The 20,588-nt window shown below is 58.1% G+C and carries 20 protein-coding genes; 15 read left to right on the top strand and 5 right to left on the bottom strand.

Annotated features, from left to right (window positions below; genetic code table 11):
• Positions 1 to 6: 6 nt before the first annotated feature.
• Entirely contained in the window at positions 7 to 369 is a 363-nt protein-coding gene (locus Q1W15_RS07495; RefSeq protein WP_300725688.1) for a hypothetical protein, read from the bottom strand.
• Between the two features lie 230 nt (positions 370 to 599).
• Between Q1W15_RS07495 and Q1W15_RS07490 the strand changes: the two genes are divergently transcribed.
• Both Q1W15_RS07490 and Q1W15_RS07485 read left to right on the top strand, forming a co-directional pair.
• Positions 600 to 1,898, top strand: coding sequence for a serine/threonine protein kinase (locus Q1W15_RS07490; RefSeq protein WP_300725685.1), 1,299 nt, complete (start codon positions 600 to 602; stop codon positions 1,896 to 1,898).
• Complete coding sequence (locus Q1W15_RS07485) at positions 1,891 to 2,679, top strand: VacJ family lipoprotein (RefSeq protein WP_300725682.1); 789 nt, start codon at positions 1,891 to 1,893, stop codon at positions 2,677 to 2,679. Before Q1W15_RS07490 ends, Q1W15_RS07485 begins: the two co-directional genes overlap by 8 nt.
• A 71-nt stretch (positions 2,680 to 2,750) precedes the next feature.
• Here the strand turns inward: Q1W15_RS07485 and Q1W15_RS07480 are convergent, their stop codons facing one another.
• The 3 genes from Q1W15_RS07480 to Q1W15_RS07470 form a co-directional block, all read right to left on the bottom strand.
• A complete protein-coding gene (locus Q1W15_RS07480; RefSeq protein ID WP_300725679.1) occupies positions 2,751 to 4,922 on the bottom strand; it encodes an autotransporter outer membrane beta-barrel domain-containing protein in 2,172 nt (723 codons plus the stop codon).
• 145 nt (positions 4,923 to 5,067) lie between these two features.
• Positions 5,068 to 6,213 (bottom strand): patatin-like phospholipase family protein, encoded by a 1,146-nt coding sequence (locus tag Q1W15_RS07475; RefSeq protein WP_300725676.1) that lies wholly within the window; start codon positions 6,211 to 6,213, stop codon positions 5,068 to 5,070.
• Positions 6,214 to 6,237: 24 nt separating this feature from the next.
• Positions 6,238 to 7,170: a lipid A biosynthesis lauroyl acyltransferase gene (locus tag Q1W15_RS07470; protein WP_300725671.1), complete on the bottom strand. Its 933-nt coding sequence runs from the start codon at positions 7,168 to 7,170 to the stop codon at positions 6,238 to 6,240.
• 119 nt (positions 7,171 to 7,289) lie between these two features.
• On the opposite strand from Q1W15_RS07470, the gene minC reads away from it, so the two are divergent.
• From minC to Q1W15_RS07435, 7 genes are all read left to right on the top strand, one after another.
• Entirely contained in the window at positions 7,290 to 8,027 is a 738-nt protein-coding gene (gene minC, locus Q1W15_RS07465; protein WP_300725668.1) for a septum site-determining protein MinC, read from the top strand.
• Between the two features lie 201 nt (positions 8,028 to 8,228).
• Entirely contained in the window at positions 8,229 to 9,041 is an 813-nt protein-coding gene (gene minD / locus Q1W15_RS07460; RefSeq protein WP_300725665.1) for a septum site-determining protein MinD, read from the top strand.
• 3 nt (positions 9,042 to 9,044) lie between these two features.
• Complete coding sequence (minE, locus tag Q1W15_RS07455; protein ID WP_300725663.1) at positions 9,045 to 9,299, top strand: cell division topological specificity factor MinE; 255 nt, start codon at positions 9,045 to 9,047, stop codon at positions 9,297 to 9,299.
• 90 nt (positions 9,300 to 9,389) lie between these two features.
• Positions 9,390 to 10,025: a pseudouridine synthase gene (locus Q1W15_RS07450; protein WP_300725660.1), complete on the top strand. Its 636-nt coding sequence runs from the start codon at positions 9,390 to 9,392 to the stop codon at positions 10,023 to 10,025.
• A 169-nt stretch (positions 10,026 to 10,194) separates the two neighbouring features.
• Positions 10,195 to 11,484 carry a M18 family aminopeptidase gene (locus tag Q1W15_RS07445; protein WP_300725657.1) on the top strand — a complete coding sequence of 430 codons (1,290 nt, stop codon included), beginning with the start codon at positions 10,195 to 10,197 and terminating at the stop codon, positions 11,482 to 11,484.
• A 121-nt stretch (positions 11,485 to 11,605) separates the two neighbouring features.
• Positions 11,606 to 11,788: a hypothetical protein gene (locus Q1W15_RS07440; protein WP_300725654.1), complete on the top strand. Its 183-nt coding sequence runs from the start codon at positions 11,606 to 11,608 to the stop codon at positions 11,786 to 11,788.
• 115 nt (positions 11,789 to 11,903) lie between these two features.
• Entirely contained in the window at positions 11,904 to 14,063 is a 2,160-nt protein-coding gene (locus Q1W15_RS07435; RefSeq protein ID WP_300725651.1) for a mechanosensitive ion channel family protein, read from the top strand.
• 84 nt (positions 14,064 to 14,147) lie between these two features.
• Here the strand turns inward: Q1W15_RS07435 and Q1W15_RS07430 are convergent, their stop codons facing one another.
• The gene (locus tag Q1W15_RS07430; protein WP_300725649.1) at positions 14,148 to 14,870 is read right to left on the bottom strand and encodes a UTRA domain-containing protein; all 723 of its coding nucleotides are present in this window, start codon (positions 14,868 to 14,870) and stop codon (positions 14,148 to 14,150) included.
• 346 nt (positions 14,871 to 15,216) lie between these two features.
• On the opposite strand from Q1W15_RS07430, the gene Q1W15_RS07425 reads away from it, so the two are divergent.
• The 6 genes from Q1W15_RS07425 to Q1W15_RS07400 all read left to right on the top strand — a co-directional run bounded on the left by Q1W15_RS07425 (position 15,217) and on the right by Q1W15_RS07400 (position 20,515).
• Positions 15,217 to 16,284, top strand: a complete 1,068-nt coding sequence (locus Q1W15_RS07425; RefSeq protein ID WP_300725646.1) for an ABC transporter substrate-binding protein — start codon at positions 15,217 to 15,219, stop codon at positions 16,282 to 16,284.
• A gap of 121 nt (positions 16,285 to 16,405) precedes the next feature.
• Positions 16,406 to 17,221 carry an alkaline phosphatase family protein gene (locus tag Q1W15_RS07420; RefSeq protein ID WP_300725643.1) on the top strand — a complete coding sequence of 272 codons (816 nt, stop codon included), beginning with the start codon at positions 16,406 to 16,408 and terminating at the stop codon, positions 17,219 to 17,221.
• The gene (locus tag Q1W15_RS07415; protein ID WP_300725640.1) at positions 17,218 to 18,054 is read left to right on the top strand and encodes an ABC transporter permease subunit; all 837 of its coding nucleotides are present in this window, start codon (positions 17,218 to 17,220) and stop codon (positions 18,052 to 18,054) included. The genes Q1W15_RS07420 and Q1W15_RS07415 overlap by 4 nt, the downstream gene beginning before the upstream one ends.
• Positions 18,041 to 18,841: an ABC transporter permease gene (locus Q1W15_RS07410; RefSeq protein WP_300725637.1), complete on the top strand. Its 801-nt coding sequence runs from the start codon at positions 18,041 to 18,043 to the stop codon at positions 18,839 to 18,841. The genes Q1W15_RS07415 and Q1W15_RS07410 overlap by 14 nt, the downstream gene beginning before the upstream one ends.
• The gene (locus tag Q1W15_RS07405) at positions 18,838 to 19,827 is read left to right on the top strand and encodes an ABC transporter ATP-binding protein (protein ID WP_300725634.1); all 990 of its coding nucleotides are present in this window, start codon (positions 18,838 to 18,840) and stop codon (positions 19,825 to 19,827) included. The genes Q1W15_RS07410 and Q1W15_RS07405 overlap by 4 nt, the downstream gene beginning before the upstream one ends.
• Positions 19,828 to 19,861: 34 nt before the next feature.
• Positions 19,862 to 20,515, top strand: coding sequence for an HAD family phosphatase (locus tag Q1W15_RS07400; RefSeq protein WP_300725631.1), 654 nt, complete (start codon positions 19,862 to 19,864; stop codon positions 20,513 to 20,515).
• Positions 20,516 to 20,588: the final 73 nt, after the last annotated feature.

Genomic DNA, 20,588 nt, shown 5'->3' with positions numbered 1-20,588 from the left:
CTGGGTTTACTTCACAGCCCGCACTAGCCGCAACCCGGCAATCACCACGGCAAACACGGCCAGGCTCGCGTTGTACAGCACCAACGCTGGAAAACCGAACAGCAGGGCCAGTATCGCCAGCGCTCTCCCGAAGCCACCCGGCACAAAGAACGCAATCACCGACGTCACCAGCGCCAACCACCCCATCACTCTGAAATGAATCAGCCACCCCATGCTAGCCCTCAGCTGGCATTCCCAACGCGCGGCATCGGCCACGCACAGCCCTACCCATTGCGGATCTTCCATAAAGCCGTAACGCAAGCCATAGCTGGCAGCCAGCCACACTGGCAGGGCGATAAGTAGCAGGACCAACGGCAAACGTGGGCGCATGACACACTCCGATAAACAAAACGGCGCTCAGCTTAATCGCCCGCCTTGTCTATGCAAGCCTTGCAAAGAGATATCTGTTCACTAAAGTCATTCAACGTGTATCGTCTGATTGCCATTTGATGGCCCACCGTCTGTTTTTGAATGAATGTACGCCCACCGTGGCACTTCAACGGCTGCCCGGTGGTCAGAGTTTGCGAACCTTCTCCGCACCTTTTCCAGGGATAGTCATCATGCTTCGTTCTCTACCCCTCGCTGCCTTGCTAGGCGGCCTTATCTTGAGTGCGTCCGCACGAGCGGTTGATATAGATCCCGCCACCTATGGCTACCCCATTACCAACCCGTTTGAAGCCACCATTGCTACCACCCCACCCGAGATGCGCCCGCTGCTGCCGAGCGATGATGAGATCTCACAATCGGACTACACCCTCAGGTTGCGCCCTGAGCGTGAGTTCACCCTGCCAGCCAACTTCTGGTCGGTTAAAAAGCTGACCTATCGCATCGCCACGCAAGACCACCCGGCTCCTCTGATATTTTTGATTGCCGGCACCGGCGCGCCTTATCACAGCAGCCTTAACGAATACCTGAAAAAGCTGTTCTACCAAGAGGGCTATCACGTCGTTCAACTGTCATCGCCCACCAGCTATGACTTTATGAGCGCGGCCTCACGCTTCGCCACGCCGGGCGTTAGCCAGTACGATGCCGAAGACTTGTACCGGGTCATGCAAGCGGTGCGCGCGCAACAAGCCAATGTTCCCGTCACGGAGTACTACCTGAGCGGTTACAGCCTGGGTGCCTTGGATGCGGCGTTCGTCAGCCACCTGGATGAAACCCGCAAGAGCTTCAACTTCAAAAAAGTGTTGATGCTCAACCCGCCCGTCAACCTCTACACCTCGATCAGCAACCTCGACAAACTGGTGCAAACCGAGGTCAAGGGTGTCAATAACAGCACCACCTTCTATGAACTGGTCCTGGCCAAGCTGACGCGCTACTTCAAGCAAAAAGGCTACGTCGACCTCAATGCCGCGTTGGTGTATGACATTCAGAACTCCAAAGAGCGCCTGACCAACGAGCAAATGGCGATGTTGATCGGCACCATGTTCCGGTTTTCGTCTGCCGACATCGTATTCACTTCGGACTTGATCAACCGTCGCGGCCTGATAACGCCGCCCAACTACCCGATCACCGAAGGCACCAGCCTCACGCCCTTCCTCAAGCGTGCACTGCAATGCGACTTCGACTGCTACCTGACTGAGCAAGTCATTCCGATGTGGCGCGCCCGTACCGATGGCGGCAGCCTGCTGCAATTGATCGACCAGGTCAGCCTGTACGCCCTGAAGGACTACCTGCACAACACGCCAAAGATTGCGGTGATGCACAATGCTGACGACATCATTCTCGGCCCTGGCGACCTTGGCTTTCTGCGCACAACATTCGGCAATCGCCTGACGGTCTACCCGTATGGCGGCCATTGCGGCAACCTCAATTACCGCGTCAATGCAGACGCCATGCTGGAGTTCTTCCGTGGCTAAACATTTATTACTGGCTGCCGCCCTGCTGAGCGCAGGCTATGCCCAGGCGGACGACAGTGCAGCACATACCGAACGCAAACAGGACATCGACGGGTTCACTCAGCCGTTAAAGATGCTGAAGTTCAATCCCGGCCTCGATCAACGCGAGTTTGAACGGGCAACCATGAACGCGCTGAGCGTTTACGACCCGCTGGAATCGATCAACCGACGCATCTACCACTTTAACTACCGCTTCGATCAGTGGGTGTTTCTACCGGTTGTCGATGGCTATCGCTATGTCACACCCAGCTTTGTACGTACCGGTGTCACCAACTTCTTCAACAACCTCGGCGATGTGCCCAACCTGTTTAACAGCGTGCTGCAACTCAAGGGCGAGCGCTCATTGAAAACCACCGCGCGCTTGCTGTTTAACACAACGCTGGGCCTTGGCGGCCTGTGGGACCCTGCCACGGCAATGGGCCTGCCGCGCCACAGTGAAGATTTCGGGCAAACACTGGGCTTTTATGGCGTACCGGGTGGCGCTTACCTGATGCTGCCCATTCTCGGCCCCTCAAACCTGCGCGATACGACGGGCCTGGTGGTCGACTATGGGGCCAACCAAGAGATCAACTTCCTCAATGTGCCTCACGAAAGCACGCGCAACCCAGAGATCTGGCTGTTGCAGGCAATTGATAAGCGGTACAACACCAGCTTCCGCTACGGCCAGTTCGACTCACCGTTTGAATACGACAAGTTGCGCTACATCTACACCGAAGCACGCAAACTGCAGATTGCAGAGTAACCTCTGACACGCACAAGGGGATTGAGTCCAGCTTGGCCTCAATCCCCGTCAGGTGTTCAACAGCCTGGTTCTTACCAGCTGTAACGCACACCGGCATTGACACCATAAGGCTGTTCAATTTTCTCGCCATGGCTGTACTCGACGTCGGCATGCAGGCTGATCCGATCGGTCATGGTCATCGCAACCCCCACACCAAACTCGGCGCGAGAACCGGAAAGGTCGTTGTTAAAGGCATTGCCATTGACTTCAACCTTGTTACGCGCCGAGAACTCCTGAGCCCAGGCAGCACGCACATAGGGCTTGAGCAAACGTTTATCACCCAGGTCGAAATGGCGGCCAGCCGTCACGCCTAACTTGCCCAGCACAGAATGTGTCTGGTCACCCTCCGCTTTCATACCGTTATCCAGCGTGTACTCGCTGCCTTCCACCACCAACGCCGCGACTTGTGCATAGGGTTCTACATAGAAGCTATTGGCTAGTTTTATATGCTGGCCTGCTTCCACAGTGGCCCCGAGACCATGGTTGGCGTAAGCACCTTTGGCAATCGAGCCATCACTCATGCCAACGCTTGACTCGTTCTGAAACCGATTGAGCTTCACGACGCTATCCACGTAAAAACCCGAATCATCCGCCCACGTGGCATATGCACCCAAGTAGTAACTGTCGACCTTGCCAGTAGTCCCTTGTTGAAGGTCCAGGTCCGACTGGCTGTACCCGCCCATCAACCCCACCAACCAGCGGGCATCGCCATAGGGCAGCGGCGCATCGGCACCAAAAGACATGCCTTGCTGTTGCTGCGCATACGCAAACCCCGAACGCCCGGACACGTTGAATTTATTGCCATAGGCACGCACCCAGAAACCTGCATTGCCCGGGTTCATGCGGATGTCACCCATGCGGCTGCTCAAGGTGCTCATTTCGCCATACCACACGGTGGGCGCGGCGTTGAACAGACCGAGCACTGACCGGGTACCGGGGCTTATCGTACCTTTGGAGGCCAGGAACCATTCATTGCCTTCGCGAACAAGGTCATACGAATAGGCCCCCAGGTCGACGCGGTCTGTGGCCAGAGAGAACTCGGCATCGCCGCCACCGGTTGTCACCACACTGAGCTTGCTGTCCGCCAAGGGATCAGTCCCGCTGCTGCCTATCATCAAACGGTGGTCGCCGCTGGCCAGGCCGGTGACCTCAAGCACATCGGTTTTTCCCAGGGTAAAGTCGGCATCCATCACAAAGGTGCCATTGCCTTCGAGGCTGTCCATCGACAAGGTATAGAAAGCGCCGGGCTCGCCAAGCTTGATCGCGCCCCCGTCCATGGACACGTCACCCAACTGACTGCTCTCAACCAGGGTCCATTGCGCCCCACGGTTAAGCTCCAGGCTTGACACATTTTCCAGGCGCCCGATCAAGGTGGCCGAGTTATCAAGCACCAGGTTGGCAGTGCTACCGGCCTCGACAATCACGTCCCCCACCAGATGGCTGTTATCCACCTGCAAAGAGGCCGTTGAACCCGCATTCACCTCGAGCAGCGTGCCGTTACCGCCAGTCAGGGTTGAGCCGTTCAACACGCTGATCGTCGCGTTAACCGCACCGCCCTCTCCGACGACAATGGCCGAACCGGTCTCGCCCTCTACGCTGGAATTATCCAGCTCCAGCGAATGCGTGTCGCCCGCCCCTGCCGAGGGTGCCATTACCACGCCTGCCTGCCCGCCACGAATGACGCTTTCATTCGTTGCCCGCACACTGCCCCCCTGCAGTTGCAAGCCGACACTGTCCGCATACGACCCGACAATACGGGTATTTTGCAAAGTGAACGTACTGCCGGACCCTACAATAGCGCCCGTATTACCGCCTGTTATTGAACTGTTGGCAGCCGTGATGTCACTGCCGCCCAGGTCATTGAGCCCTACGGTTTCGCTGCTAAGGTTACTGCCGGTCATGGCCGCCGTGGCACCTTCCAGGGTCAAGGCGTCGTCTGCGCGGCCATCAACCACCGAGCCATTCAACTCAACTTCTGCGCCCGTGCTCACGCTGATCGCTCGCGTCGTCGCCACATTGGCAGTCAATTTGCTGCCAGCGCCACTGACCTCATAACGTTGGACAGGGGTTCGATCATCAATCGTCATCTCCCCTATGACGGGAATGGCAGCAGCCGTTTGGCTGAGAACCAGCGCAGTAACCGCGGACAACGCATGGATTGATAAAGCCAGTGGCTTGATTTTAAACGGACGGATTACAGGCATGTGCACACCCCGGTGAGCGAGAACCGGTTTTAGTCCTCGGCATAAAGGGTGGCGAAGCTACAGTAACTACACAGACCGATATGTAGGGGAATTCCTAGGAGCCAGAGAGTTTTTTAGTACCTGCCGTCACAGTAGGTGCCTGATGCTAAATGCTCAGAAATTTGCATAAGACTTCACGTTTGGCCAACGCATCCCTGCGCCCCAACTCAATCAGTTCCCGGCAATAACCCGACTCAAACAACAAGTAACTCAACACGCCTGCACCACTGGTTTTGGTCGCACCCGGACCACGCAAAAACAGACGTAACGCTGATGGCAACTCATCCCGATGCCGGGCAGCAATTTCGTCAATGGGCTGACTCGGTGCAATCACCAACACGTCAACAGGGGCCAAGCCCAAATGACTTGGCTGGCTCGGCAACAGTTGCCCCAAGTGGTTCAGGCGTTCAAGCAACTCAATATCGCTTTCAAGGCTGTCGATAAACGTGCTGTTGAGCATGTGCCCACCAATCTGCGCCAATGTAGGGTGCTGCGTATTGAAAAAGCGCGGCTGCCCCATGTGCGGATCAGGCCCGCGCGGGTTGCCGCTCACCCCGACAACGAGTACGCGGCTGGCCCCCAAGTGAAGGGCCGGGCTTATGGGCGCGGACTGGCGAACTGCGCCATCGCCGAAAAACTCGTCACCGATCCTCACCGGTGCAAACAGCAGCGGAATGGCCGAACTGGCCAGCAAATGATCAACCGTCAACGCGGCTGGCAACCCGATACGTCGATGGCGCAACCACCCCTCAATGGCACCCTGACCTTGATAAAAGGTTACGGCCTGACCCGAAGAGTAGCCAAACGCCGTAACCGCCACCGCGCGCAGATGCTGCTCGGCGATGGCCTGCTCAATGCCGGCAAAGTTGATTTTATCCACGAGCAAATCGCGCAAGGGGGCACTGTTGAGCAAGGCCACCGGAACCGATGCCCCCAACCCTAGCAAGCTATGCCCAAAAAACCGGCTGGCTTGCCGGATCACACCCGGCCAATCACTGCGCAACACCAAATGGCTTTCGAACCCCTGCCAAAACGCGGTCAGGTGCTCGACGGCCGAAGAAAACGCCATAGCACCGCTGGCCAGGCTAACGGCGTTGATCGCCCCCGCCGAAGTGCCAACGATCACCGGAAAAGGGTTGGCAGCCCCAGCGGGCAGCAACTCGGCAATCGCCGCCAGCACACCGACCTGATAGGCCGCCCGTGCGCCGCCACCCGACAAAATCAGACCTGTTACGGGGGCCTTGACACTCATGAACAAGCACCATGGCCGCCAGCTTCAACGGCGTTTTTCGTACAGCTTCGGCTCACCCGGCGGGCGGGTCTTGAAGCGCCGGTGAGCCCACAAGTATTGCTCGGGGCATTCACGGATTGCCCGCTCGACCCATTGATTGATACGCAGGCAATCGACCTCATCGCTTTCTCCGGGGAAGTCCGTCAAGGGCGGATGAATCACCAACTTATAGCCGCTGCCATCTGCCAACCGTTGTTGAGTAAAAGGCACAACATGGGCTTTGCCCAGCTTGGCGAACTTGCTGGTGGCTGTCACTGTCGCGGCCGGAATATTGAACAACGGTACAAAGATGCTTTGTTTGGCACCGTAGTCCTGGTCCGGGGCATACCAGATCGCTCGGCCAGCGCGCAGCAACTTGAGCATACCCCGCACATCATCGCGCTCAACGGCCAGCGAATCGACATTATGGCGCTCGCGCCCGCGGCGCTGGATGAAATCAAACAGCGCATTTTTATGCTCGCGGTACATGCCATCGATGGTGTGCTGCTGGCCCAGCAAGGCGGCCCCAATCTCCAGAGTGGTGAAGTGAAACGCCATCAAAATAACGCCCTTGCCCTCCTGCTGCGCCTGCTTGAGGTGCTCCAGCCCCTCGACATGGGCCAGTCGGGCCAGACGTGGCCTGGACCACCACCAGCTCATGGCCATTTCAAAGAAGGCAATACCGGTTGAAGCGAAGTTCTCCTTGAGTAAACGCTTACGCTCGGCGTCGGACTTTTCGGGGAAACACAGCTCAAGATTACGCGCGGCGATACGCCGACGGTCGCCCGCCACGCGGTACATCAACGCGCCGAGTACACGGCCAATCCACAACTGAGTGGCGTAAGGCAGTTGCACCACCAGCCAGAGCACGCCAAGCCCTAGCCATAGCAGCCAATAGCGCGGATGAAAAAAAGCAGCTCGAAAATGCGGGCGATCCATTAATGATTCCGGACAAACACAGGGCCGTGCATTCTACATCGTTCGGCCCCGCTTGCGGCTCGCGGGCGATCTCGTTATAAGTCTCAGCACTTTAAGTGACAAGCCGCATTAAACCGACCATGAGCCAAACCGAATCGCTAGACCAAGCCCCTGTGTTCCAGCTAAAGGGCAGTATGCTCGCCATTACGGTGCTGGAACTGGCCCAAAACAACCTCGACGCCCTTGACCGCCAACTGGCCGCCAAAGTCGCTCAGGCACCCAATTTCTTCAGCAATACCCCGCTGGTGCTGGCGCTGGACAAGCTTCCCGCAGGCGAAGGAGCCATTGATTTGCCGGGCCTGATGCGCGTGTGCCGTCAACATGGCCTGCGCACCCTGGCCATCCGCGCCAACCGTATCGAAGACATCGCCGCCGCCATTGCCATCGATCTGCCCGTGCTGCCGCCATCCGGTGCCCGTGAGCGAGCGATCAACCCGGTGGAAGTCGTTGAGCCGAAAAAACCTGAAAAGCCGCCCGAGCCCACGATAAAACCCACCAAAATCATTACCTCCCCGGTGCGCGGTGGTCAGACGGTGTATGCCGAAGGCTGCGACCTGGTGGTCATTGCATCGGTCAGCCCCGGCGCGGAACTTATGGCCGATGGCAACATCCATGTGTACGGGCCCATGCGTGGCCGTGCATTGGCCGGGCACAAGGGCAACACCAAGGCGCGAATTTTCTGCCAGCAGCTCAGCGCCGAACTCGTATCGATTGCCGGTACGTATAAAGTATCTGAAGACCTGCGCCGCGACCCGTTGTGGGGAACAGGGGTTCAAATCAGTCTGTCAAGCGACATGTTGAACATCACCCGTCTTTAACGGATACTCACGCCATTTTACGACCATCTCCAAAGCGTAAGGAAACAGACTAAACCTTGTAGGAATTCAATGATCAGGTAACGCTTACGCTGTGTAAGCCTGACCTGCGACGAAGCCCCGCCAAGGCTGTTCACCAGCGTTGTTTATCAGAGATGTTTATCCGGGACGCACATAGTCCTTCTTCCTTAGGGGTGAAACACCTTGGCCAAGATTCTAGTGGTTACATCCGGCAAGGGTGGCGTGGGCAAGACCACCACCAGCGCCGCTATCGGTACCGGCCTCGCTTTGCGCGGCCACAAAACAGTGATCGTCGATTTTGACGTCGGCCTGCGTAACCTTGACCTGATCATGGGCTGCGAGCGTCGCGTGGTGTATGACTTCGTCAACGTGGTCAACGGCGAAGCCAACCTGCAGCAGGCACTCATCAAGGACAAACGCCTTGAGAACCTCTATGTGTTGGCGGCCAGCCAGACCCGCGACAAGGACGCCCTCACCAAGGAAGGCGTCGAAAAAGTACTGATGGAACTCAAGGAAACCTTCGAGTTCGTGGTTTGCGACTCCCCCGCAGGCATCGAAACCGGCGCTCACCTGGCCATGTACTTCGCGGATGAAGCCATCATCGTCACTAACCCTGAAGTGTCTTCGGTGCGCGACTCCGACCGCATGCTGGGCCTGCTGGCCAGCAAGTCGCGCCGGGCCGAGCTCAACCAGGACCCTATCAAGGAACACCTGCTACTGACCCGTTACAACCCCGAGCGCGTCAGCAAAGGCGAAATGCTCGGCGTTGAAGACGTCAAGGAAATTCTGGCGGTGGCCCTGCTGGGCGTCATTCCGGAATCCCAGGCCGTCCTCAAGGCATCCAACCAGGGCGTGCCCGTGATCCTTGATGATCAGAGCGATGCCGGCCAGGCCTACAGCGATGCCGTTGATCGCCTGCTGGGCAAAACCGTGGAGCATCGGTTCCTCGATGCACAGAAGAAGGGATTCTTCGAGCGCCTGTTTGGAGGCAATTAAGCAATGAATATTTTTGACTTCTTTCGTGCCAGCAAAAAGACCACAACCGCGTCGGTCGCGAAAGAGCGTCTACAGATCATCGTGGCGCACGAACGCGGCCAACGCAGCACCCCGGACTACTTGCCAGCCTTGCAAAAAGAGCTGGTCGAAGTGATCCGCAAATACGTCAATATCGAGTCCGATCAAGTACAGATCGCGCTCGAGAACGAGGGTAGCTGCTCGATTCTGGAACTCAACATCACACTGCCAGATCGTTAATCGATCCGGTCAACACCACGGCGACGTGGAGTGTTCTCTGCCAGGGGAACACCCCATGTCGCCGTTGGCGTTTGTTAAGAGGCTGTTTTAATGCCGTTGTCCAACATCCATATTATTCATCAGGACGCCGGTGTTCTGGTCGTCAACAAGCCGACACTGCTGTTATCCGTGCCGGGCCGGGCTGAAGACAACAAGGATTGCCTGATTACCCGCCTGCAGGAAAACGGCTATCCCGAAGCACGTATCGTGCACCGCCTGGACTGGGAAACGTCCGGGATCATTCTGTTGGCCCGTGATGCCGACACTCACCGCGAACTGTCACGCCAGTTTCACGACCGCGAAACCGAGAAAGCTTACACGGCACTGGCGTGGGGCCAGCCAGCACTGGACAGCGGCACCGTCGACCTGCCACTGCGCTACGACCCACCGACCAAACCCCGGCATGTGGTCGACCATGAGTTCGGTAAAAATGCCCTGACGTTCTGGAAAGTACTGGAGCGTTGCGGCGATTACTGCCGGGTTGAGCTAACCCCCATTACTGGCCGCTCACACCAGTTGCGCGTGCATATGCTTTCTATCGGCCACCCACTGTTGGGCGACGGCTTGTACGCCCACCCGCAAGCCTTGGCTGCCTGGCCGCGCTTGTGTCTGCACGCCAGCATGCTGAGCTTTACCCACCCGCAAACCGGCGAACGCCTGCGCTTCGAGTGCCCAGCCCCGTTTTAAAGACTGACAACCTGCTGTGGGAGCGAGCTTGCTCGCGATCTTTTGATCGTTAAAAGCTCGCGAGCAATCGAGCGTCGGCCGGTTGTTCCTCTAAGGGTTTGCACGTTTTTGCTGCTCAATTCTTGCAATCAATGCGCTAAACTCGCGGCCTTGCTGTCTGGAGTAACTTATGCGCGAAGAGTTGAACCAAGGCCTGATCGACTTCCTGAAGGCCTCCCCTACCCCCTTTCATGCCACTGCCAGCCTTGTTCAACGCCTGGAGGCCGCCGGTTTCCAGCGCCTCGACGAGCGCGACAGCTGGTTCACCGAAGCCAATGGCCGCTATTACGTCACCCGCAATGACTCCTCCATCGTCGCGTTCAAGCTGGGGCGCTACTCGCCGCTGCTCGCAGGCATTCGCATGGTTGGTGCCCACACAGACAGCCCGTGCCTGCGGGTCAAACCGCAGCCGGAACTGCAACGCCAGGGTTTCTGGCAACTGGGTGTCGAAGTCTACGGGGGGGCTCTGCTGGCTCCCTGGTTCGACCGTGATCTGTCTCTGGCCGGGCGTGTCACCTTCCGCCGCGACGGGAAGGTTGAAAGCCAACTGATCGACTTCCGAGCCCCCATTGCCACCATTCCCAACCTGGCCATCCACCTCAACCGTACGGCCAATGAAGGCTGGGCGATCAATCCGCAGACCGAGCTTCCACCCATCCTGGCTCAGGTGGCCGGCGATGAGCGTGTGGACTTCCGCGCCTTGCTTACCGACCAGTTGGCCCGCGAGCACGGCCTGAATGCTGACGTGGTGCTCGATTACGAGCTGAGCTTCTACGACACCCAGAGCGCCGCAGTCATCGGCCTCAATGCTGACTTCATTGCGGGCGCACGCCTCGACAACCTGCTGTCGTGCTACGCCGGCCTGCAAGCCCTGCTCAACACCGAGACCGATGAAACCTGCCTGTTTGTGGCCACCGATCATGAAGAAGTCGGTTCTTGCTCAGCCTGCGGCGCAGATGGCCCGATGCTGGAGCAAATCCTGCAGCGCCTGCTCCCTGAAGGGGATGAGTACGTGCGCACGATTCAAAAATCGCTGCTGGTCTCGGCCGACAACGCTCACGGCGTTCACCCCAACTATGCCGACAAACACGATGCCAACCACGGCCCCAAACTCAATGCCGGGCCGGTCATCAAGGTCAACAGCAACCAGCGCTACGCCACCAACAGCGAAACGGCCGGTTTTTTCCGCCACCTGTGCATGGCGGTAGAAGTCCCCGTGCAAAGTTTTGTGGTGCGCAGTGACATGGGCTGCGGCTCCACCATTGGCCCGATCACCGCCAGCCACCTGGGCGTTCGCACCGTCGATATCGGCCTGCCCACCTTCGCCATGCACTCGATCCGCGAACTGGCTGGGAGCCATGACCTGGCCCACCTGGTCAAGGTACTGAGCGCGTTTTACGCCAGCCACGAACTGCCCTGACCCAGCCCACGCGCGCGGTTCCACCGGGGCCGCGCGCGGCTGATTCATTTTTGATACACATCACCCCACTTTTCGGCAAAGCAACCTAGACTAGTGGCATTCTTTTCTAAGGCCCTTAACCATGTTTGAGACATCTGCGTTCCACTCCATGATGATTCCGATTATCTGCGGGATGCTATTACTGACCATCGGTTTCAACTTCCGTGAACGAAGCAGCGGCGTCGGCGTGCTGATGATCTGGTGCGGCATGCTGCTGATCTTTGGCACCATCGTGTTTAAAATCCTCGCCAAACTCAACGAGTAACGGCTCTGCAAAGTTACCTGGGCGGCAGTCGCTTATTTTAGTGTGACAAGAAATGAATGATTGCAGGCCCTCGCGTACACTCGGCCATCTCGCACCCCTTGAGGTTGATCGCCCAGTGTTTCTTCGTCTGCTTGCCTTACCCTCATGCCTGTTACTTTGCTTACTGACGTTGCTGCCCTTGAGTTCAGCTCAAGCGGTCGGCTTGACCAGCCTGCTCGGCAGCCCGGATAAAACCCAGGCACAACCGACCGAGCCGCTGGGCCAATCGCTGGATGAGGTGATCAAAAACCTCGAGAACGACCAGCAACGTACCAAATTGCTGGCAGACCTCAAAAAACTCCGCGACGCCACCAAGCAAGCCCAACCGGAAGCTGAGCTCGGCGTACTCGGTCTGATCGGCAGTACCTTGTCAGACCTTGAAAAACAGTTCTCCGGCGCTGACAGCCCCACCTATCGCTGGTCGCTGGAAATCGAACAGGCCAGGGATGAACTGGTGGCCTTGATGTTGCCCGCGAACCAATGGCTGCCGATTATTTTTGCCTTCGCCCTGATCATTATGGTCTGGAGCCTGTTGGCTGCGCTGCTGATCTGGGTCAGCCACCGAGTGCGGGTACGATTCGGGCTCAGTGAAGAGTTGCCGCAACACCCCAAAGCCATCGATTTGCTGCGTTTTGCCTTGCGCAAGCTGGGGCCGTGGATGGTCGCTCTGATGATTACGGTCTACATGAGCTACGCCCTGCCCTCGTCTCTGGGCAAAGACTTGGCGATGGTGTTGGCCTATGCGCTGGTGATTGGCACCTGTTTTTCGGCCATTTGCGTCATCGCCTTTTCGTTGCTTGACGGCCCGCACCGCCATCGCGCGTTGCATATCCTGCGCCATCAAGCTTTCCGACCGCTGTGGTGGATTGGCAGCTTTGCCGCATTTGGCGAGGCATTGAGCGACCCGCGCCTGGTGGCTACCCTCGGCGTGCACCTGGCTCACACCGCCGCTACATTTGCCAATGTGATGGCGGCATTGTCCACCGGGTTGTTTATCATCCGGTTCCGTCGCCCCATCGCCCACCTGATCCGCAACCAGCCACTGTCACGGCGCCTCACACGCCGCGCCCTGAGCGACAGTATCGATATCCTCGGCACCTATTGGTTCGTGCCGGCACTGATTCTGGTGGCCATTTCTCTGGCCGCCACCTTCGTGTCCGCCGGAGACACCAGCACCGCCCTGCGCCAATCGCTGATCTGCACGGTGCTGGTCATCGTGTGCATGGTCATCAACGGCCTGGTGCGCCGTCATGCGCAACGCCCGCAACACGGGCCCAAGCGCCACGCCCTGTATTCCGAGCGCCTGAAGAGTTTCGTCTACACCCTGATTCACCTGGTGGTGTGGCTGGTCTTTATCGAGTTGGGGTTAAGGGTGTGGGGCCTCTCGCTGATTCGCTTTACCGAAGGTGACGGCCATGAAATCAGCGTCAAACTGTTCGGCCTCGCCGGCACGCTACTGTTTGCCTGGCTGATCTGGATACTGGCTGACACCGCGATTCACCACGCCCTCACGCGATCGCGCAAAGGCTTGGCCAATGCCCGTGCGCAAACCATGATGCCGCTGATCCGCAACGTGCTGTTTGCCGCGATCTTCCTGATTGCGCTGATCGTCGCGCTGGCCAACATGGGCATGAACGTGACGCCGTTGCTGGCCGGTGCAGGCGTTATCGGCCTGGCCATCGGTTTCGGGGCCCAGTCCCTGGTCGCAGACCTGATCACCGGGCTGTTCATCATCATCGAAGACTCGCTGGCCATCGACGACTACGTGGATGTCGGCGGGCACCTGGGCACGGTGGAAGGCCTGACCATCCGTACCGTCCGGCTACGGGACATCGACGGCATCGTGCACACTATCCCGTTCAGCGAAATCAAAAGCATCAAGAACTACTCCCGCGAATTTGGCTACGCGATATTCCGCGTCGCCATCCCCTACAACATGGACATTGACGATGCGATCAAGCTGATACGTGAGGTGGGTCAAAAAATCCGCAACGATCCGCTGCAACGCCGCAATATCTGGTCGCCACTGGAGTTCCAAGGGGTTGAAAGCTTCGAGTCCGGCAGCGCAATTTTACGCGCCCGGTTCAAGACCGCGCCGATCAAGCAGTGGGAGGTGTCGCGTGCATTCAACCTGTCACTCAAACGCCACCTGGACGAAGCCGGCCTCGACCTGGCCACCCCGCGCTTGAGCGTGCAGGTGGTGACCGCCAGCAGCGGTACATTGCAAAAGGAATAACCCCAGGCCTCTGTAGGCACCCGCTGGCTCGCGATCTTCTAACGATTAAAAGATCGCGAGCCCTCGAGTGTCGACCGGCCGCACCTACTCCCGGTCCAGCACATCCACCCCGACATGAATCGCATCGTGTCGCCAATATTCCAGGTCACAGTCAATCAAGCGCTCATGCTGATCGTAATTGACCCGCGCAATCCTTAGCCCCGGGCTTCCCACTGACACCTTAAGCGTTGCCGCTGCTTCGGCGGGCAGCGCGGTGGGTACAATTTCAAAGCGCACACGCCCGTAATGCAAGTCGTAGTGCCTGGCATACAGTTCGGTAATCGAGTGCGTCAGGTCAAAGTCCAGAATCTGTGGGAAGTACTGCGGGTTCAAATAATGCTCGACGTAAAGCACCCAACGCCCGTCGATGCGCCGGCCCCGACAAATCTGAATCACGCTGGACAGCGCTGGCAGTTGCAGGCGCTCGCACACCGCTGCCGACGCCGGCTGCAAGCGCGCCGAGATGACATGCGTGGTCGGCACACGGCCTTGTGCGCTGACCATGGCGTGAAAGTGGCTACGTTGCATCAGGTTGTAGGCCAGGCGCGGCGGCGAAATAAACCAGCCGCGACGCTCTTCACGATACACCAGCCCCTGAGCCTCCAATTGCAACAAGGCTTCACGCACCGTCACCCGCGTGGTCGTAAACAACTCACTGAGCTTGCGTTCCGCTGGCAACTGGGTGCCACCCGACAACAAGCCGTGTTCGATCTGTTCTTGCAACGCCCGGCTGATCGATGTCACCGCCTTGGGTGTACTTTCACGCATTAACGTTACCTATCTGGACTAGTCCAGCACCAAAAAAGGGCAAGCACGACCTGGCAGACACCGCGCCTCAATCCCGCCAGCCTAGGCAGGTCAGATGACTGTTCGATGACAGACACGCTGCACACGCGCACCTAAATACAGGCAAAACCCTTGCCCGCCGTGGCTTGCACGATGGTCTACGCTTACTCGCAATGAGCCCGCCGGCCTAAAAATGCACAAGCAAGACCCAGGCCGACATTAAAGTGTCATCAGTCGAGCTTAGATTGGCTCAGGTATTGCTGACCTAGACCAACCCACTGCAAAAGATCAATAAAACCCAGCGTTGAAAACGCCCAAGGAGCTTCGGATGAAACAGTTTTTTCTGGCATCACTGTTAGGTTCAAGCATTGCTCTGTGCACCACGGCCATGGCCGCGGATGTCGACTTAAAAGCCCTCGAAGCCGCCGCAAGAAAAGAGGGAACGGTGAACAGCGTCGGGATGCCCGATGACTGGGCCAACTGGAAGCAAACCTGGGCCGACCTCAACACCAAATATGGCCTCAAGCACGTCGATACCGACATGAGTTCGGCGCAGGAAGTCGCCAAGTTCGCCGCCGAGAAAGACAACGCCAGTGCCGATATCGGTGACGTGGGTGCCGCCTTCGGCCCGATTGCAGTGGCCAAGGGCGTCACGCAACCTTACAAGCCGACCACCTGGGACCAAGTGCCCGAGTGGGCCAAGGACAAAGACGGTAACTGGGCGCTGGCCTATACCGGCACCATTGCGTTCATCGTTAACAAAAAGCTGCTGCACGGTTCAGAAGCACCCACCCGGTGGGCTGACTTGAAATCCGGTAAATACAAGGTGTCCATCGGTGACGTCAGCACCGCGGCACAGGCCACCAACGGTGTGCTGGCGGCAGCACTGGCCAACGGTGGCAGTGAAAAGAATATTCAGCCCGCGCTGTTGATGTTCGCGGATATTGCCAAACAGGGTCGCCTGTCATTGGCCAACCCGACCATCGCCACGATGGAAAAGGGTGAAGTGGAAGTCGGTGTCGTCTGGGATTTCAACGGTCTGAGCTACAAAGCCAAAATGGCTAACCCTGATGACTATGTGGTGCTGATTCCGTCCGACGGTTCGGTAATCTCGGGCTACACCACCATCATCAACAAATACGCCAAGCACCCTAACGCCGCCAAACTGGCCCGTGAATACATCTTCAGCGACGAAGGCCAGATCAACCTGGCGCGCGGCAATGCGCGGCCGATCCGTGCCGAGCACTTGAAACTGCCGGCTGATGTCCAAGGCAAACTGCTGTCCAACGATCAATACAAAAATGTAACCCCGATCAAAGACGCCGCAGCCTGGGAAGCCACGTCCAAGAAACTGCCACAACTGTGGCAGGAAGAAGTCATCATCAACATGCAGTAAGGCCCGCCGGCCTCAACCCCTGTAGACGCCGACCTGCTCGCGATGCAGCGCACTGGATGCCTGCCATCGCGTGCAAGCCCGCGGCTACAGGTTCTGTGCTTTACCAGCGGAGTCGCAGTACATGAAACACAACACCATCCTGGTCGTACTCGACGGACTGAATTACGCGGTCGCTCGCCATGCCATGGGGCATTTGCAAGCCTATGTCGGGGCAGGACGCGCCGCCCTGTACAAACTCACCTGTGAATTACCGGCCCTGTCGCGCCCACTGTATGAGTGCATCCTCACCGGTGTGCCACCGATTGAAAGCGGCATTGTGCACAACAACGTGTCACGCCTGTCCAACCAGCGCAGTGTCTTCCACTACGCCCGCGAGGCAGGGCTCTGCACGGCGGCCGCGGCCTACCACTGGGTCAGCGAACTGTATAACCGCTCGCCCTTTATCGCCGCCCGCGACCGACACACCGAAGACAGTGACTTGCCCATTCAAGCCGGGCACTTTTACTGGAACGACCATTACCCCGACTCACACCTGTTTGCCGATGCCGAGCATTTGCGCATCAAGCACTCGCCCGATTTTCTACTGGTCCACCCCATGAACATTGACGATGCCGGGCACAAACACGGCCTCGACACCCCGCAATACCGCAACAGCGCCCGCTCTGCCGACATTATTCTGGCCGACTACCTGCAAGGCTGGCTGGACGCCGGTTACCAGGTTCTGGTCACCGCCGACCACGGCATGAATAACGACCGCTCGCACAACGGGTTATTGCCTGAAGAACGCGAAGTGCCCCTGTTCGTGCTGGGCGATGCGTTTAGTCTCGACCCCCGTGTATCCCCCAAGCAAACCGAACTCTGCGGCACGATTTGCGAACTGCTGGGCATCGCCCACGATAAACCGGTGTGCCATGGCCTGTTGAGGCACGCACCATGACCCGGGGTAAATGGCTGGCGCTGTTATGCCTGGTGCCCTTTGCCGTGTTTTTTATCGTGTTCCAGATCGCTCCGCTGGTGTGGGTGCTGATTCACAGCGTGCAATCGGAAGAGAGCGGCTGGGGGCTGGATAACTTCACCCGGATTTTCAGCTCGAAATTCTATTTGCAGGCCATCCAGCACAGCCTGGAGATCAGCTTTTGGTCGAGCCTTTTTGGCATTGTGATCGCACTCCTCGGCAGCTACTCGCTGCGCCGGGTAGATTCGCGGCTACGTAACTTCGTCAACGCCTTCGCCAACATGACCAGCAACTTCTCCGGTGTTCCGCTGGCCTTTGCCTTCATCATTCTGCTGGGGTTCAACGGCAGCATCACGATCATGCTTAAACAGGCCGGGATCATTCAGGACTTCAACCTCTACTCCAAAACCGGCCTGATCATCCTGTACACCTACTTTCAAATCCCGCTGGGCGTGCTGCTGCTGTATCCGGCCTTTGATGCACTGCGTGAAGACTGGCGCGAATCGGCAGCGCTGCTGGGTGCCAACAGTTGGCAGTTCTGGCGGCATATCGGTTTGCCGGTACTCACCCCGGCGCTGCTCGGCACCTTCGTGATTCTGCTGGCCAACGCACTGGGTGCCTATGCCACGGTGTACGCCCTGACTACGGGTAACTTCAACGTGCTGCCTATTCGTATTGCGGCAATGGTGTCGGGTGACATCAGCCTCGATCCGAACATGGCCAGCGCCCTGGCGGTGATTCTGGTGGGGCTGATGACCCTGGTGACGCTGGTGCACCAGTGGCTGTTAAAGAGGAGCTACCATGTCGCGCGCTGAATCCACGACCGCCAGCGTTTACCACCGCAGCGTGGTCTGGCTGTTGTTTCTGATCCTGTTACTGCCGCTGCTGGGCACGTTGGTGTACTCCATCGCCAGCAGTTGGTCAGCGACTGTTCTACCCAGCGGTTTTACCCTCAAGTGGTACAGCCAACTCTGGGGCGACCCGCGTTTTCTGACTGCTTTCGGCCACTCGCTGCTGGTGTGCGTGGCGGCACTGGTATTGTCAGTGGTGCTGATCTTGCCGTTGCTGTTTGTGGTGCATTACCACTTTCCGCGGCTCGACGCCCTGATGAACATTCTGATTCTGCTGCCCTTCGCCGTGCCACCCGTGGTGTCATCGGTGGGCTTGCTGCAACTGTATGGCTCCGGTCCGTTGCGCATGGTGGGCACACCGTGGATCTTGATTGGCTGTTACTTCACCGTCGCGCTGCCTTTTATGTACCGGGCGATCACCAACAACCTGCAGGCCATTAACCTGCGTGACCTGATGGACGCGGCCCAACTGCTGGGTGCCAGCACCTGGCAGGCCGCTTTTCTGGTGGTGCTGCCCAACCTGCGTAAAGGCTTGATGGTCGCGTTGCTGCTGTCGTTCTCGTTCCTGTTCGGCGAGTTTGTGTTTGCCAATATTCTGGTCGGCACGCAATACGAAACCCTGCAAGTGTTCTTGAACAACATGCGCAACAGCAGCGGTCATTTCACCAGCGCCCTGGTGATCTCGTACTTCCTCTTTGTACTGGTGCTGACTTGGGTTGCCACCTTCCTGAACAAGGACAAAAGCCAATGAGCTTCGTCAGCGTCGAACGCCTGCAAAAAACCTATTCCGGCACTCCGGTATTCAGCGATATCCACTTCACCATCACTCAGGGTGAGTTCGTCACCCTGCTGGGCCCTTCGGGCTGCGGCAAGTCCACACTGCTGCGCTGCATCGCGGGGCTGACCCCGGTCGATGGCGGTAAAATCCTGCTGGATGGCCAGGACATCGTGCCGTTGAGCCCGCAAAAACGTGACATCGGCATGGTGTTCCAGAGCTACGCGCTGTTCCCCAATATGACCGTCGAACAAAACGTCGCGTTTGGCTTGCGCATGCAAAAGGTCAACGCCAATGACAGCCACAAACGCACGACTGAAGCACTGCAACTGGTCGAACTGAATGATTTCGCCAAGCGCTACCCGCACCAGTTGTCTGGCGGGCAATGCCAGCGCGTCGCCCTGGCGCGCTCACTGGTAACACGACCCCGCCTGTTGCTGCTGGACGAGCCGCTGTCAGCACTGGATGCGCGCATTCGCAAACATTTGCGCGAGCAGATCCGCGCCATCCAGCGCGAACTGAACCTGACCACCATTTTCGTGACCCACGATCAGGAAGAAGCGCTGACCATGAGCGACCGCATTTTCCTGATGAACCAAGGTCGCATCGTACAAAGCGGCGATGCCCAAACCTTGTACGCCGCCCCCGCCGACGCCTTCGCGGCCGGGTTTATCGGCAACTACAACCTGCTGGACGCCGAGACCGCGAGCCGCCTGTTGCAGCGCCCGGTCAGCAGCCGCGTTGCCATCCGCCCGGAAACCCTGAGCCTGAGCCTGCAGGGCGAGCCCGACACCGTCATTCGCAACCACAGCTTGCTGGGCAACGTCATTCGCTACCGCGTAGAGGTTCGCGGCGTGGAGTTGATCGTCGATGTGCTCAATCGCTCCCCGGGCGATCTTTACCCCGACGGCCAGCGCGTCGCATTGTCCATCGATAACAGCACCCTATGTGAGGTAGCCTGATGACCTTGAATCTACTGAATAGCGAGTTGCGCTGATGGCCCTGGCAATTTTTGATCTGGACGAAACCCTGATACATGGCGACTGCGCGACGTTGTGGAGCCAGCAAATGGGTCGCCTGGGCTGGGTCGATACCGAGCCGTTCATGAAGCGCAATAACGAGCTGATGGCCGCGTACAGCAAGGGCGAGTTGGCGATGGACGTGTTTATGGCGTTCAGCCTGGAGCCGCTGGCCGGACGTACCCCCGAAGAGGTTGCACACTTGGTCGGCCCGTGGGTAGAAGACGTGATTGAGCCGATCATTTTCAGCGAGGGTTGCAAGGCCATTGCCGAACATCGCAAGGCGGGGGACCGCATCCTGGTCATCTCGGCTTCGGGCACGCATTTGGTCAAGCCGATTGCCGAGCGCTTGGGCATTGACGAAGTGTTGGGGATTGAGCTGGAAGTCAAAAACGGGGTGTACACGGGTCAAACCACGGGCACCCTGACCTACCGCGAAGGCAAGATCACCCGCCTGCTGGAATGGCTCGACGAGCAGGAAGAAAACCTCGAAGGCGCGAGTTTTTATTCCGACTCACGCAATGATTTACCCCTTCTGCTGAAGGTCGATCACCCGCATGCGGTGAACCCGGACCCTGTGCTGCGCGAGCACGCCGAGAAGGCCGGGTGGCCGATTCATCTCTGGAAATAATCCAGGCCAGGTCAAATCATCGCGAGCAAGGGGCACTCTACAGTGAACGCGCTTGCTCGCGATCTTTTCAACA

It is taken from the genome of Pseudomonas sp., from assembly GCF_030150285.1.
Lineage (GTDB): Bacteria > Pseudomonadota > Gammaproteobacteria > Pseudomonadales > Pseudomonadaceae > Aquipseudomonas.
This window is presented reverse-complemented; position numbering and strand designations above follow the sequence as displayed.